Raw genomic sequence first — 14,242 nt, forward strand, 5'->3', positions numbered from 1 at the left:
AGATAAATTCACTTTATCTAGACTACCGCAGTGGGTGACTTATCAGCTTTGTGCCCGATTTGAGTTCACGATTATTCTCAGTTCTGTTTACATATCTTTATTAAGTTCTATAGCAATATGCTGAGGGCACAGTTAGGTTGTGCCCGTACAACCAACACCTACTCTGATGTTTAGAAACTTCCTGCTAGAAATCTCCTTTGCTCAGGTGGCAGGTGCAGTCGTCAAATTTTGGTTACACTCAAAGTAGAGACTGCTCAATTCTTCCAAGGAAACATCCGTCTGCTGTTCTGGATCAAGAAAGTAGGGATGGATTGGCAGCAGTTCAGCTTGCTCGCGTGGCTGTGGTGAAGACACAATCTGCTCGATCTGGTTCAGGTAGTTTTGGGCAGTAGTTTCCCAGGTGTACGTCTTGAGTACCCGTTGCTGACCTGCAACGGCAAAATGCTCCCACTCATTAGAATCGCATAGCAATCGCTCTAAACCCCGTGCAATATCAGCAGGGTCTTCTGGGTCAACAAGTACGCCATATTCTGTATCTCCCTCTCGCAGGCTCTCGCTAGGACCACCATTCTGAGTTGCGACTAATGGTAAGCCCGCAGCCGCTGCTTCTAAGGGAGCCAAGCCAAAGGGTTCATAAAGGGCAGTCAATGCAAACACCGAGCGCCGTTTAGCCATAAACCGATAAGTTGCAGCCAGTGCTTCTTGTCCTTCTGACAACCCAAATGCACAAATTTTGCCCGACAAGTCGTTTTCTTCGACCACTTTCCGGATGGGCGCTAAGACCTCTTCGGTTACTTCATCGCTAGTCAACTCTCGCAGCGGATCGTCCAGCCCCCCTGTCAAGAGCACCAAGTTGGCTCGTTCCTGAAGTGTTTGACTCATTGCAAAGGCTTGCACCAGCCCTAATAAGTTTTTTTTAGGTTCTAATCGACTGGATGCCAAAATGGCGGGCAAATCCCGACGTGATTCTGCAATATCCCGTGCCAATCGCTCCTGAACCAGTTGGTAAATACCTTCCTCGTTTTCATAACGCTCTTGAGCACCAAAGATGGAGAAATCTGCTCCCGGTGGAATCACCGCAAAGCGACTGTCGTTGTTGAAGTCCACTGCACCACAATAGACTCGGTGAGAGTACTGTTCAAAGCGTTCCTGTCGTGTACTAGTGATATTGATAGCCGAGCGATTCATGCTCAGGCGTTCCGCTATTATGCGGTATCTGAACTGGAATTGCTCGTCTATTTGCGCCAAATTCTCTGCAGTGACCTCAAGTTTGTCTATCTTTTGGGCACCGAGAGAATGACCTGTAAAGGTGAAAGGTATACTAGTTTTCTCCTCAATCAGAACGCCGCACAGTCCCCCATCAGCGTAATGGGCAGTCATAGCATCGGGTAACCCACCTTCCTCTTCATAAAATTTCAGAATATTGGGTACCCAATCACTTACCAGATGAGGCCATAAAAACTCTTTAGACACAAATTCTTTCGATCCTGCTGGTAAGCGGATGACACGGACGTTATCGACGCCTGGATAAGTGTCAAAAGGTTCAGCAAACTCTGGCCACTGGGGGTCAATGATTTGACGGGTGAGAATATCGACTTTGTGACCCTTTTGAGCTAATGCTATAGCGACTTGCTTGACGTAGATCAGCTGACCACCAAAATCTGGATGTTCTGATATATAACTACTGCTTGAATCAAAGTTACCCTGAGGGTTGACAAATCCAATGTGCATCGCCCACTTCCTAATACAAATTGATTTCCGCCTATCGACTTCTGCCTGAAGACAATAGCACAACAGTATTGGCGAGCCATTTGAGATCTCCCAAGACCGAAGAGCGCAGGCAGGGAGGCTGTACATGAGCGCAATCTAAAAGTCGGTCAAAGAGCTTTCATGAATTCCCTTTGGCGTAGACCTTGTTGATTCGCAAATTTTCCTAATATTTCAACTTATCATGACTGGGACTCATTCACATATATCGAATAACATGAACCTATCCCACTAATATAAAAATGTGGTAATCTATTTTTCAACTCAGAAGAGTGGATCACCTGTTGCCGCAAGGAGGTTCCCACTGTACCTGTACTCAGGTCAGTGGTGAGAGGAATTGCGGCAACAGGTGAATAGGTTGATGAGTTTTGGTTAAATACTTATAAATTTAAGCGCCGATTTACTTATAAACCTTTGGCACTCATTGCTTGAGCCGTGTTCACTTTCTCAATCAGACGCGAATGAGGAGAGCGTAACCTCATCGTCTCCACTTCCCAGATGTAGCCATGAATTACTACATCCTCAGGAATCAAGGGAGAATGTCGCAGCAACTCTACCTGTTTGACGCAAGTTTCATCTACGTCAACAAATGTTTTAATCCATTTAGAAAAAACACCTTTAGATAGCTTTAATTCAGGTAAAGCAGGATCAATGGATGTCTGGTCTAAATTAATTCCTTTTTTTTCTAAGAAATGACTGATAAACTCTCCAGAAGCAGTCATCATGCCGCATTCAGTATGGTTGATGACGATAATTTCTTTAGTTCCAAACAAGTGCGTTGTTAACATGGCAGACCGAATCGCGTCATCTGTCACTACCCCTCCTGCATTACGGAAAATATGAGCATCTCCTTCTCCAATTCCCAAGGCTTTCTCCACTGGTAAACGCTCATCCATGCAAGCTAATACCCACAGGCGTTTGTTATTGGGAATTCCCAACTGACGCCGTAGTGCCCAGTTTTTTCTGTCTGATAAATCTTGGTCAACTTTTTGGTGCAACATTACTTGAAATTTTATTGATAGGAGTGTAACCCTGACGGTGTATTGCGGCGACAACCCCAGTGTCAAACACCAAGGAACGCACTCACGAAAGTAAAAACATTTAGTTATCTTATCTATTCATTACAATGTAATCAGCATCACTTATTACAAAATCTGAGTTATAAGATTGTGGAGTTAGCAAATCCGTTAAGTCGGCATCCTCAATCAAACTCCCCTTAGAATCAATCAGATCTCCTCTGGAATCCCCCAACATTTCAACCAAAGAAAGAACAGGTAGTGATGCATAGTAATGATTTAACTTCGCAGGCTAGCATTGCAGTGATGAAGGAAATTCCTAATACCTTTCAAACTCAAGTTACACTGTCGCGTTCTGGTAGAAAGCTTTCATCTGAGCCAACCATGAACAGCGCGATTCATCCCAACTGTAGAACATATGCCCACCTTGAAAATATTTCACACTCAGATTGGGACGAATTTCTGGATTTAATTTCATCAGATCCGCCAGATGCTTTGAGGCAAAATAATGAGTAACCAAATCAAACAATCCATGAGCAATGTAAACTTGCATATAAGGGTTTAAAGCCATCCCCACGCGCAGGTCGTCCACCGACCCTAGAAACACCGACCCTAGAAAGCCCTGCTGGAACTCGCTTTTAACATCGAATTTCCAAGCATTGAATGTTTCTAAGTTCAGCAGACGGTAAGACAAGTCGGTTTCAACGCCTAATGTGTCCCGCAAGTGACTGTTGATAGCTCCCGTAAACAGGCGATCCAATCCATCAAGAGTGGGATCAGTGCCCTCATAAGTCGCGCGATCGGGAAAAGGATCGATCGCCGTAATCGAAGCGTCGTACAGTCCCACAATCCGCTCTTCGTCTCGCAGCAGTTCCCTGGCAAAGACTTCAATGCCGACCCTTCCTGCTTGTTTCTCAACAAGTTTCACAGGCAAGCCAATCAACCCTGCCAGCTGCTGATAGGCAATCTGGCGCTCATCGGATGTCACGGTATCTCCCATTGCCAGAAGCGGGATCAGTGTTGCGCGGGCAAATCGTTCTGCAGCTGCTATGTGAGCTTGTAAATCCCCAGGTTCCCCTGCCCATTGGACACGATTGTGATGAGCAGCAGCCGCCGCAAAGGAAGGAATCAGGGTTGCCCAAGCTGTGAGGTTGTAATCACTACCCTCCAGCAAACTGAACTCCAAAGCAGGAGAGATTAGAATAGCACCGGAAAGACCTACGCCAAATTCCTGTTGCAGTTTGCTGGCTAACCTGGCAACTCGAAAGCCGCCGTAACTCTCTCCCGCAATAAAGATAGGGGACAGCCATCGCTTATGACCAGAGAGAAATCGTTGGATGAATTCTCCCAGTGCTTTCAAGTCTCGCTCGACTTCCCAGAATTCTATCTCTTTGGGTTTATCTGCCTGCTGAGTATTGGTTTTCTCGCTCTGTTTATCCCGGTCCTCTTTGTCTTGAGGTAAACCACGGCTAAAACCTGTGCCAATTGGATCGATGAAGACCAGATCCGTAAAGCTAAGCCAACTTTCGACATTGTCCACCACCCGAACTGGAGGTTTGGGCAGACTACCATTAGCTCCGAAATAAACGCGCTTCGGACCCAATGCTCCCATGTGCAGATAAGCGGAAGCTGCTCCAGGTCCACCATTGAAGACGAAAGTTAGCGGTCGTTGCGATGCTTCTTTAACATCGGCTAGATAAGCCACATGAAACATTTCGGCAACAGGTTTTTCATCCTCAAACAGGGTTTGCCATTCGGCGATCGCAGTATAGCTGATCTGCTGCTCGCCAAGTGATAGCGTATGCTGAGTGATACTGGACTTGCGGGTTACGGGTGAGTCAGGAGTTTCAGGCATATTTTAGTAGTTCGGTAACGGGCAGTGCAAACTGGCAGTAGTGCAAAACCTTTTCTGGTAATGGTATTTTTGGAGCAAAGGTAATAAAGCTTAACTCATTTTATTGTGTAACGTGAACGAGTGAGCATTTGTCGAGCCATGGGCTCAGCAAACAACCTTTGTTGAGTTGCTAGCAGATCGCAAAACACATAGTTTTAAACAAATAATATGATGTCCGGCAAATCACCCTTAATATGTCATTGCGAGTGGAACGAAGTGAAACGTTCGCGCAGCGTGTCCCCTTGGGACTCAGCAATCGCAAGGTTTTTGGGATTGCTTCCCTTAAGTCGCAATGACGGTTATTTGAACGGACATGATATAAGACTTACAGTGATTCGGTTTTGAGAACGCAGATATAATGAGAAGCTAAAGACGTAAGCTTATAAACGTCTTGAATCCCATTGACTTTTGTTGATTTCGGAAGTACATATACTTAGGAAAAAAGTTAGGAAGTCTGAAAACTGATAAAAACTGATGCCCTTGAGCGAATAGCATTCTTGCTTGCACAAAAATTAACTACTACTCAAGAATTTTGTGCTTACCGCCAAACTTTATAATGAAATGGAAGATATTTGCCTTTAGGAACTACCTCACCTCAGCAATTACGCGGAATTTCAACGAGCTAGTGCACCTGTAAGCCGAAACGATTGACAGTTAATACATAATACATATTAATTATTGGCTAAATGCCATTCGGGTAGAAGGGATCATTGGTATGGGCTTGAGCAACGCAAGTAAAATTTCACAGGTTATTGAAAAATACGAAGCGGATTTGTTAGCTGATTGGATTCAAACGCTCATGGCTAACAATACTCGCAGAGGTTTGCTCAAAGAGACAGAACTAAAACAGGAGTGTGGGGAATTCCTCAGTTTGTTCAAAAAGGCGGTACAGTTTGGCAACTTGACAAATGTACAATCGTCTGAATGGCGCTCTGTGCGAGAAATGCTAACCAGTATTTCTCGAAGTCGTTCGCAAAAGGGTTTTACACCATCGGAAACGGCTATATTTATTTTTTCGTTTAAACAACCTCTATTTACTTGTTTGCGTCAGGAACACATTGAAGATGCAAACGCCCTGGTTCAAGACACTTGGCTTGCCACCACTCTTATAGATCAGCTCGGACTGTTAACTATAGAAGGTTACCAAAAGACGCGTGAGGAAGTCATCGTCCGTCAGCAGGAAGAATTGTTGGAACTTTCAACTCCTGTTGTTAAGCTGTGGGACGGTATTTTAGCTCTGCCGATTATTGGAACTTTAGACAGTACACGCACTCAGGTGATGATGGAATCTCTATTGCAGAAGATAGTAGAGACAAGTTCAGAAGTTGCCATCATCGATATTACCGGAGTACCAACAGTGGATACACTTACAGCCCAGCACTTATTGAAGACAGTCACCGCAGCTCGGTTAATGGGTGCAGAGTGCATTATCAGTGGAATCCGTCCCCAGATTGCTCAAACGATTGTTTACTTGGGTGTGGATTTGGCAGATGTGGTGACAAAGGCAAGTATGGCAGATGCTTTCCTGCTGGCTCTAAAACGCATTGGGGTAACAATCAGCCGTCCCGAAACTCGGGCTTAGCCCAAACTCGGTAAATAAAAATTAAGAGATTTTATGGAACGCATTCCAATACTTAAAATGGGCGAATTTCTTGTGGTAACGATTCAAGTTGATATGCATGATCAGTTGGCGAAATCTTTGCAAGATGACTTAACAAATCATATTACTGAAACTCAGGCTCGTGGCGTGCTGATTGATATTTCGTCCTTGGATATTGTGGATTCTTTTATCGGCAGAATCCTGGGGAACATTGCTAAAATGTCCCAAGTTCTTGATGCTCAAACCGTTGTTGTCGGAATGCAGCCAGCAGTTGCCATCACTTTAGTAGAACTGGGACTTTCCTTGACAGGTATTCGTACCGCCTTAAATGTTGAAAAGGGCATGGCACTTCTACGAGAATCGTTGAAGGCGACTGCTGGAGGAAACGCAGATGGATATGCACGGATGTGAAACCATGGGTATCCAATCCTCACAAGATATGGTTTTGGTTCGTCAGAAGGTGCGGCAGTTTGCTGTCAAACTGGGGTTTAGCTTGGTCGATCAGACAAAAATTGTCACAGCAGCCAGCGAGCTAGCCCGTAACACATTGGACTACGGAGGCGGTGGAACTGTTAGACTAGAAGCACTTGAATATGGGATGCGTAAGGGTCTGCAGCTTGTTTTTGAGGATTCGGGACCAGGAATACCAGATATTGACTTGGCACTCAAAGACGGTTACACCACAGGTAGTGGACTGGGTATGGGGCTGGGCGGTACAAAGCGACTGGTAAACGAATTTGATATTGTCTCCTGTGTTGGTGAGGGTACCCGCGTCACAATTAGAAAGTGGACATAACTAGATGATCACACACACCCTCGCCCTACCAATTGTGGAGCCAAGTCAGGCAGGTGAAGCGCGACGGAGTGCGATCGCCCTAGCAACTCATCTTGGTTTCAACCAAACTGAGCAGGGAAAAGTTGGTATTGTGGTGACCGAAATAGCAAATAACCTTGTGCACCATGCCAAAAACGGGTTACTCTTGGTACAAGCAATTGCAAAACACAACATTCATGGTCTAGAAATTCTGGCTTTGGACACTGGACCAGGGATGCGCAATATCAGCGAGTGTATGCGTGACGGGTTTTCGACAAGGGGAACTGCAGGAAATGGATTAGGAGCAATCAGCCGTCTTTCTAGTTTTTTTGACATTTCTTCTATTCCGGATATAGGGACAGCCATCCTTTGCCACCTCTGGGCTAGTCCCATACCCACAAATCTATCCTCAGATCATCTGGAGTTGGGAGTGGTTTGCCTGCCAAAACCAGGAGAAGAGGTTTGTGGCGATGCTTGGGCGTGCGAAATCAGTCAAGAGCGCATTTTAGTACTTGTTGCTGATGGATTAGGTCATGGCTCGCTAGCTGCTCAAGCATCAACAGAAGCTGTGAGAGTTTTTCAAGAAAATGTTCACCGCAGTCCTCAAGAAATTATAGCAGCAGCGCATCAGGCTTTACGGAGTACACGGGGGGCAGCAGTGGCGATCGCAGAAATCAACTTTGCACATCAATCCCTTCGTTTCGCCGGAGTAGGTAACATAGCTGGCTCTGTCTTTTGGTCTGGAGGAAAGTACAATCTAGTTTCCTACAATGGAACAGTTGGGTGTGAAGTCCACAAAATTAGGGAGTTTACACACCAATGGTATCCTGGTGGACTTTTGATTATGCATTCGGATGGTTTAGGAACCCAATGGCGATTAGAACGGTATCCAGGTCTGATCCATAAACATCCTAGTTTAATTGCTGGCGTTTTATACCGAGACTTTTTCCGACTTCGCGATGATGTGACTGTGCTGGTTGTCCGTGAGAATGCATTGCCATGAGTACAATTCTCCTCATCTTGGAAATTCGCTACGAGCAAGATGTCGTTTTAACTCGAAAAATGGCACGCGAGGTTGCTCAAGCTTTGGGATTTGATGCCCAAGATCAGGCACGTCTTGCCACAGCTGTCTCAGAAATCGCTCGAAATGCCTTTGTGTACGCAAAAGGTGCAATCGTTGAATTTTCGATAGATGACGAATCTCCCCAGAATTTATGGATCAGCATACAGGACAAAGGTTCAGGTATTGCTAACTTGAAAATGATTTTAGATGGGCAATTCACATCTAAAACTGGGATGGGATTAGGAATTATTGGTGCTCAACGGTTGATGGACACGTTTAAGATAGAGTCGATACCGAACCAGGGCACCCAAGTTTTCATGGGGAAGAGATTGCCCAAGCGCCTTGAGAAACTGACACCCCAACGCTTGCAACAGATTCAAAATGAGTTAGCAAATCGATCGCCCCAAAATCCGTTTGAGGAAATTCAACGCCAAAACCAAGAACTCCTCCGCGCAATGGAAGAAATACGCAAGCGTGAGGAGCAGTTAATTTTTCTTAACCGTGAACTAGAAGATACAAATCGCGGTGTTGTGGCTTTGTATGCTGAACTCGACGAAAAAGCCGATTTCCTACAACGAGCAAATGAACTCAAGACTCGATTTCTCTCCAATATGAGTCATGAGTTTCGCACGCCGTTAAACTCGATTATCTCTTTGTCTCGGATTTTGCTAGAGCGGATGGATGGTGATTTAACAACAGACCAAGACAAACAAGTCCGGTTCGTTCAAAAAGCAGCAGAAAGTCTGTTGGATTTAGTTAACGATCTATTGGACTTAGCAAAGGTAGAAGCTGGAAAAACAGTCGTCCATCCCACCCAGTTTGAAGTCACCGATTTGTTCGCGACTTTGAGAGGAATGCTGCGTCCCTTGCTTGCTCATAACTCCTCCGTGGCACTGATTTTAGAAGAACCTGTTGGCATTCCAACACTTTACACTGATGAAGGTAAAGTTGCTCAAATTCTCAGAAATTTCATCTCCAATGGGCTAAAGTATACTGAACAAGGTGAAGTCCGGGTTGGAGCAATCATGACAGGTAACACGGTGACTTTTTCAGTAGCCGATACAGGTATCGGAATTGCACCGCCGGATCAAGAGCGAATTTTTGAGGAATTTATTCAAATAGATTCTACACTCGCAAAAAAACTCAAAGGAACAGGTTTGGGACTACCCCTCTCGCGCAAGCTAGCAGAATTGTTAGGAGGAAGCGTCTGGGTTAATAGTGAATTAAGCAAAGGCTCAACATTTTTTGCTTCTATCCCTCTGTTTTTTCCTGATTCTTCAGAAGCTTCCTCAATTTCACAACCTACTTGGCAAATCGATCCGAGTCGCCAGCCCATTTTAGTTGTGGAAGACAATCCTCAAACCATTTTTACCTACGAGAAGTATTTTTACTCTTCTAATTATCAGATGATTTCGGCACGAACACTATCCCTTGCAAAGCAGGCGCTCAAGGTGAATAAGCCCGTCGCCATCATCCTGGATATTTTGCTAGAAGGAGAAAACTCTTGGGCGTTTCTAGCTGAAACAAAGAGCAATGCAGCAACTCGAAACATACCAATTATTGTCAGCACTGTTGTTGATAACGAGAAACAGGCGATGGCGCGAGGAGCTGATGCCTTCTTAATTAAACCTGTAGATAGATTATTACTGGTGGACAAACTCAATACACTGGTCAAACAGGGCAAGCAACAAAAACTCTTACTCATTGACGACGACTCAACATCCCGGTACGTGTTAAAGCAACTTTTAGTTACAACTTCTCTGGAGATTATTGAAGCATCGGATGGACATGAGGGCATTCGTTTAGCTCAACTGGAAAATCCTTCCTGTATTCTTTTAGATCTAACTATGCCTTCTTTAAGTGGTATGCAAGTTCTAGAACAGCTAAAAAGTCATCCTACAACTTGTACTATTCCCGTAATTGTCAATAGTTCAAAACAGCTGGAAGCCGAAGAAGAAAAGTATCTGGCTGAACGTACCGTGGTCATTCTTTCTAAACAGACTCCAACTGTTGAAGTCGCGATCACCCAACTACGAGAAGCCCTCACAAAAGCCGGGTTAACTTTAAATACCTAAAAAAAAACTATGTCCGAGCCGTTAGTTACTATCTTGCACATTGACGACAACGAAACCAATCGTTATGTTGTCGCTCGCGTGTTGCGAAACGCTGGCTTTGCAGTTGTAGAGGCGAACACGGGTGAGATGGGGCTAGAGGCGATCGCTGAAGCTAAACCCGACTTAGTCATTCTGGATGTCCAGCTTCCTGATGTGAGCGGCTTTGAAGTTTGTCATCAGATTAAATCTAACCCAGCGACTGCTAACCTTCCCGTACTTCATCTGTCTGCCCATTTTGTTGAAAGCCGCGATAAAGCTCAAGGATTAAATAGTGGTGCAGATGCTTATCTGGCACAACCCGTTGAGCCGATTGAATTAATTGCCACGGTGAGAGCGTTACTGAGGATTCGGCGGGCTGAGGAACTAGCTTTAGATCGAGTGCAGGAGTGGCAAACAACTTTCGACTCTATTCGTGATGGCGTTGGCTTACTAGATAGCACTGGTCGATTCGTGCGCTGTAATAAAGCCATGAAGGAATTTTTGGGCAAACCGTTCAGTGAAATTATCGGCTCTCAGCATCAGGAACTCATGCTGGATCCACTATCTGGCTGTAATGTCAATCCCTTCCTTCGTGTTCAAGAAACTCTACATCGTCAAAGCTTGGTTATTCACACTGGGGGACAGTGGTTTACTGTTACAGTAGATCCTGTGCAAGATAAGCAGAAATCTTTTGTTGGTGCTGTATACATTTTAGCTGATATCACCAGCCGTAAGCAAGCAGAAATCGCTTTGCGAGCAAGCGAAGAGCGCAGCCGTCTGCTGTTGGAAAACGTCAAGGACTACGCAATTTTATTCTTTGACACACAGTGGCGGATTACTGGGTGGGGTTTAGGAGCAGAGAATATTTTAGGCTATCAGGAATCAGAAATATTGGGAAAACCTGCGTCGTGCATTTTTACACCAGAAGATCTACAGCAAGGCGTAGACAAACAAGAACTGGCAAAAGCCGTGAGTGAAGGACGGGCTGAGGATGAGCGCTGGCATATTAGGAAAGACGGCAGCCGTTTTTGGGCAAGTGGCATTCTCACACCCTTACGAGATGAGACTGGTAAGCTACGAGGTTTTTGCAAAATTTTACGTGATTTTACCGAACGAAAACGGCTTGAAGACGAACAAACTCAATTACTTGAGCGCGAGCAAGAAGCGCGGAGTGCAGCCGAAGCCGCCAATCGTATGAAGGATGAATTTTTAGCAACTGTTTCCCACGAACTCCGCTCTCCTCTAAATGCCATGCTGGGGTGGATTAAATTACTGAATACTCGCAGCTTTGACGCAGCCACAACCACACGCGCAATGGAGACAATCGAGCGCAGTGCTAAATCACAAGCCCAACTCGTAGAAGATTTGCTGGATGTTTCCCGTATTATTCAGGGTAAGCTGCGGTTGAATGTTTCTCCGATTGAACTAGTTGAGGTGATTGAGGCGGCGCTGGAAACAGTTCGTCCAGCTGCTCAAGCCAAGGAGATTCAACTACAGTCTGTACTTGAGCCAACAGCCGGTTTAGTTGCGGGTGATTCTGACCGTTTGCAGCAAGTTGTTTGGAATTTACTGTCTAACGCAATTAAGTTTACTCCTAATGGAGGACGAGTTCAAGTCCGATTAGAATCTGTAAACTCTTATGTCGAAATTTCCGTGACAGATACAGGGCGGGGCATCAGTCCTGATTTTGTGCCTTATGTGTTCGAGCGTTTTCGACAGGCTGATAGTTCCACAACCCGCATCTACAGCGGATTAGGACTAGGATTAGCAATTGTGCGTCACCTGGTAGAGTTACATGGTGGAACTGTTCATGCAGAAAGTCAAGGTGAAGGACAAGGAGCAACCTTTAGAGTTCAGTTACCACTTGTTAAACAAAGCAGGGGAGTAAAAGACTCCTTAAGCGAGGAAGAAAATATGTTTTCTTCAGTACTGAGTAATTCTACACCTGTGCCCATACTTGATGGAGTACGAATACTGATAGTTGACGATGAACCTGACACGCGGGATTTTCTCGTCGCCGCAGTAGAAATGTCCGGGGCGCAAGTGATTGCAGCTTCATCAGTTATTGAAGCAATTCAAGTCATCTTGCAACAGAAATTGGATATTTTAGTCAGTGACATTGGTATGCCAGGAGAAGATGGCTACAGCTTAATACGTAAGGTTCGCATGCTGTCTAAAAAGGAAGGTGGGGAGATTCCAGCAGTGGCATTAACAGCTTATGCCAGAGTAGAAGACAAGACGCGATCGCTCTTAGAAGGATTCCAAATGCATTTGTCTAAGCCTATAGATCCAGATGAGTTAACAACTGTTATTGCGAGCCTAGTTAAAAAAATATCTGACTAAGATTATATATATTACAGGAGTTAGGAACTCTCAAATCAAATGCCCTACAAACTATTTCTTATTAAAACATTTATTTATTCGTGGCAAAAATCGTTACGTCCCACTATGAGACGTATTGTTGCTAGAGTTGTGGTAACGATTTGTCTAACTGTCGGGATGTTGGGCATCTTGGGAAGCAATGCTCCTATGAGTCATGCTCAAGCTGCTTTTCCAACTTCTGTAGTCAATACTCAAAGCACTACCAACCACATCCAGAATCTACATGCAACTGTGTATCGCAGTCCTGAGTGTACTTGTTGTGGTGGGTGGATTGACCACTTAAAGGGAAATGGTTTTAAAATCAAAGACTTTCGCACACCTGATATTGAGGCTGTCAAACAAAAGTACAATGTGCCAGATAACTTGACATCTTGCCACACAGCAATTATTGATGGATATGTTATTGAAGGACACGTACCAGCACAAGACATCAAACGACTGTTGCAAGAAAAGCCAAATGTGCTCGGCTTATCTGTGCCCCAAATGCCCGTAGGCACTCCTGGGATGGAAATGGGGAATCAAAAAGATCCATTTAGTGTGCTTGCTTTTGATAACAACAGCAGAGTTGCGGTATTTAACGAGTATTGAAACACACGTACAAGAGCCAGCATTTAACGAGAAACATACGTAATACCAATTTTAAAAAAGAATGCGACAGATACACCGGAACATCCCAAATGTGCAAAAAGCCCGCAGGCTATAAGCCTGGGGCTAAAGAAACAAAGCCCACCTGCGTGGGCTAAATCTTCTATAGCCCTCTTTCTCAATATCACGACATATAAAATCGCTCAATGTGCGGCGTCGAAGTCTCAACTCACGTTTACATCTGCCCGTACACCAGCTAAGACAAAGTTGAGCGATTCTTGAGCATGTTCCTGTAGCATGGCTTTACTGAGCATTCGCGAACCTGCCCAGAGATGCTTCACATTTTCATGAACTGCCAAGTAGAACACACAAGTTCCCACAATATTGACTGCTGTGTGTCTCGGTTCTAAAGGACGAAAAACACCTTGTGCAATTCCTTGCTCCAAAATTGCAATCAGCTTTCCATAAAGTTGTTCTATCCACTGCTTTGGGTAATACTTTCCTCGGTTCTGAATCGCTTCCAGAAATAAAATCGAAGCAATGTTAGGGTTTTTTGACGTCTGTTGCAGAAACAACTGAGTCAAACTCTCCAATGCAGCCTGCGGTGGTAATTGTTCTAAATTCAATTGCACAATTTCGTCAATAGGCTTGATAAACGCTCGGTTCAGAACTTCCTGGTACAACGCTTCTTTATTTTCAAAATAGTAATAAATCATGGTTTTTGTTACACCTGTCTGAGCTGCTATTGTCTCGGTGCGAGCGGCGTTTAATCCGGCGATCGCAAACTCCTGTTCCGCCGCATCCAAAATTTGCGCCTTTGTTGCTTCTGCATCGCGTACCGACAATGAACGTTTACGTTTTGCTTGTTGAGAGCTAGCCATATCCACGAGCTAATGACTTACTAGTAAGTAAGTTTAACTCATTCAAACTCATATAGCACAATGTGTTGCGAATATTTAACATTGTACAGGCTTGACACAAAGCAGTTTTTAATTTTATATTACTTACTAGTAAGTAAGTTAGAAAAG

The 14,242-nt window shown here is 44.6% G+C and carries 11 protein-coding genes; 7 read left to right on the forward strand and 4 right to left on the reverse strand.

Features of this window, described 5'->3' with window-relative positions; genetic code table 11:
• Positions 1 to 201 precede the first annotated feature (201 nt).
• The 3 genes from DP114_RS01110 to DP114_RS01120 form a co-directional block, all read right to left on the reverse strand.
• Entirely contained in the window at positions 202 to 1,731 is a 1,530-nt protein-coding gene (locus tag DP114_RS01110) for a glycosyltransferase (RefSeq protein WP_171975224.1), read from the reverse strand.
• Between the two features lie 440 nt (positions 1,732 to 2,171).
• On the reverse strand, positions 2,172 to 2,768 hold the full coding sequence (locus DP114_RS01115; RefSeq protein WP_171975225.1) for a beta-class carbonic anhydrase: 597 nt from the start codon (positions 2,766 to 2,768) through the stop codon (positions 2,172 to 2,174).
• Between the two features lie 355 nt (positions 2,769 to 3,123).
• Positions 3,124 to 4,638: a S10 family peptidase gene (locus tag DP114_RS01120; protein ID WP_171975226.1), complete on the reverse strand. Its 1,515-nt coding sequence runs from the start codon at positions 4,636 to 4,638 to the stop codon at positions 3,124 to 3,126.
• A gap of 754 nt (positions 4,639 to 5,392) precedes the next feature.
• Here DP114_RS01120 and DP114_RS01125 point away from each other — a divergent pair.
• The 7 genes from DP114_RS01125 to DP114_RS01155 all read left to right on the forward strand — a co-directional run bounded on the left by DP114_RS01125 (position 5,393) and on the right by DP114_RS01155 (position 13,217).
• A complete protein-coding gene (locus DP114_RS01125; RefSeq protein WP_171975227.1) occupies positions 5,393 to 6,259 on the forward strand; it encodes an STAS domain-containing protein in 867 nt (288 codons plus the stop codon).
• 33 nt (positions 6,260 to 6,292) lie between these two features.
• Positions 6,293 to 6,688, forward strand: a complete 396-nt coding sequence (locus DP114_RS01130; protein ID WP_171975228.1) for an STAS domain-containing protein — start codon at positions 6,293 to 6,295, stop codon at positions 6,686 to 6,688.
• A gap of 4 nt (positions 6,689 to 6,692) precedes the next feature.
• Entirely contained in the window at positions 6,693 to 7,073 is a 381-nt protein-coding gene (locus tag DP114_RS01135; RefSeq protein WP_246163000.1) for an anti-sigma regulatory factor, read from the forward strand.
• A gap of 4 nt (positions 7,074 to 7,077) precedes the next feature.
• A complete protein-coding gene (locus DP114_RS01140) occupies positions 7,078 to 8,094 on the forward strand; it encodes an ATP-binding SpoIIE family protein phosphatase (protein WP_246163002.1) in 1,017 nt (338 codons plus the stop codon).
• Entirely contained in the window at positions 8,091 to 10,229 is a 2,139-nt protein-coding gene (locus DP114_RS01145) for an ATP-binding protein (RefSeq protein WP_171975229.1), read from the forward strand. Before DP114_RS01140 ends, DP114_RS01145 begins: the two co-directional genes overlap by 4 nt.
• A 9-nt stretch (positions 10,230 to 10,238) precedes the next feature.
• Entirely contained in the window at positions 10,239 to 12,590 is a 2,352-nt protein-coding gene (locus tag DP114_RS01150) for a hybrid sensor histidine kinase/response regulator (RefSeq protein WP_171975230.1), read from the forward strand.
• Positions 12,591 to 12,695: 105 nt separating this feature from the next.
• Complete coding sequence (locus DP114_RS01155; RefSeq protein WP_171975231.1) at positions 12,696 to 13,217, forward strand: DUF411 domain-containing protein; 522 nt, start codon at positions 12,696 to 12,698, stop codon at positions 13,215 to 13,217.
• A gap of 221 nt (positions 13,218 to 13,438) precedes the next feature.
• Here DP114_RS01155 and DP114_RS01160 read toward each other — a convergent pair whose 3' ends face one another.
• Positions 13,439 to 14,095, reverse strand: a complete 657-nt coding sequence (locus tag DP114_RS01160; protein WP_169268050.1) for a TetR/AcrR family transcriptional regulator — start codon at positions 14,093 to 14,095, stop codon at positions 13,439 to 13,441.
• Positions 14,096 to 14,242 lie beyond the last annotated feature (147 nt).

It is taken from the genome of Brasilonema sennae CENA114, assembly GCF_006968745.1.
GTDB lineage: Bacteria > Cyanobacteriota > Cyanobacteriia > Cyanobacteriales > Nostocaceae > Brasilonema > Brasilonema sennae.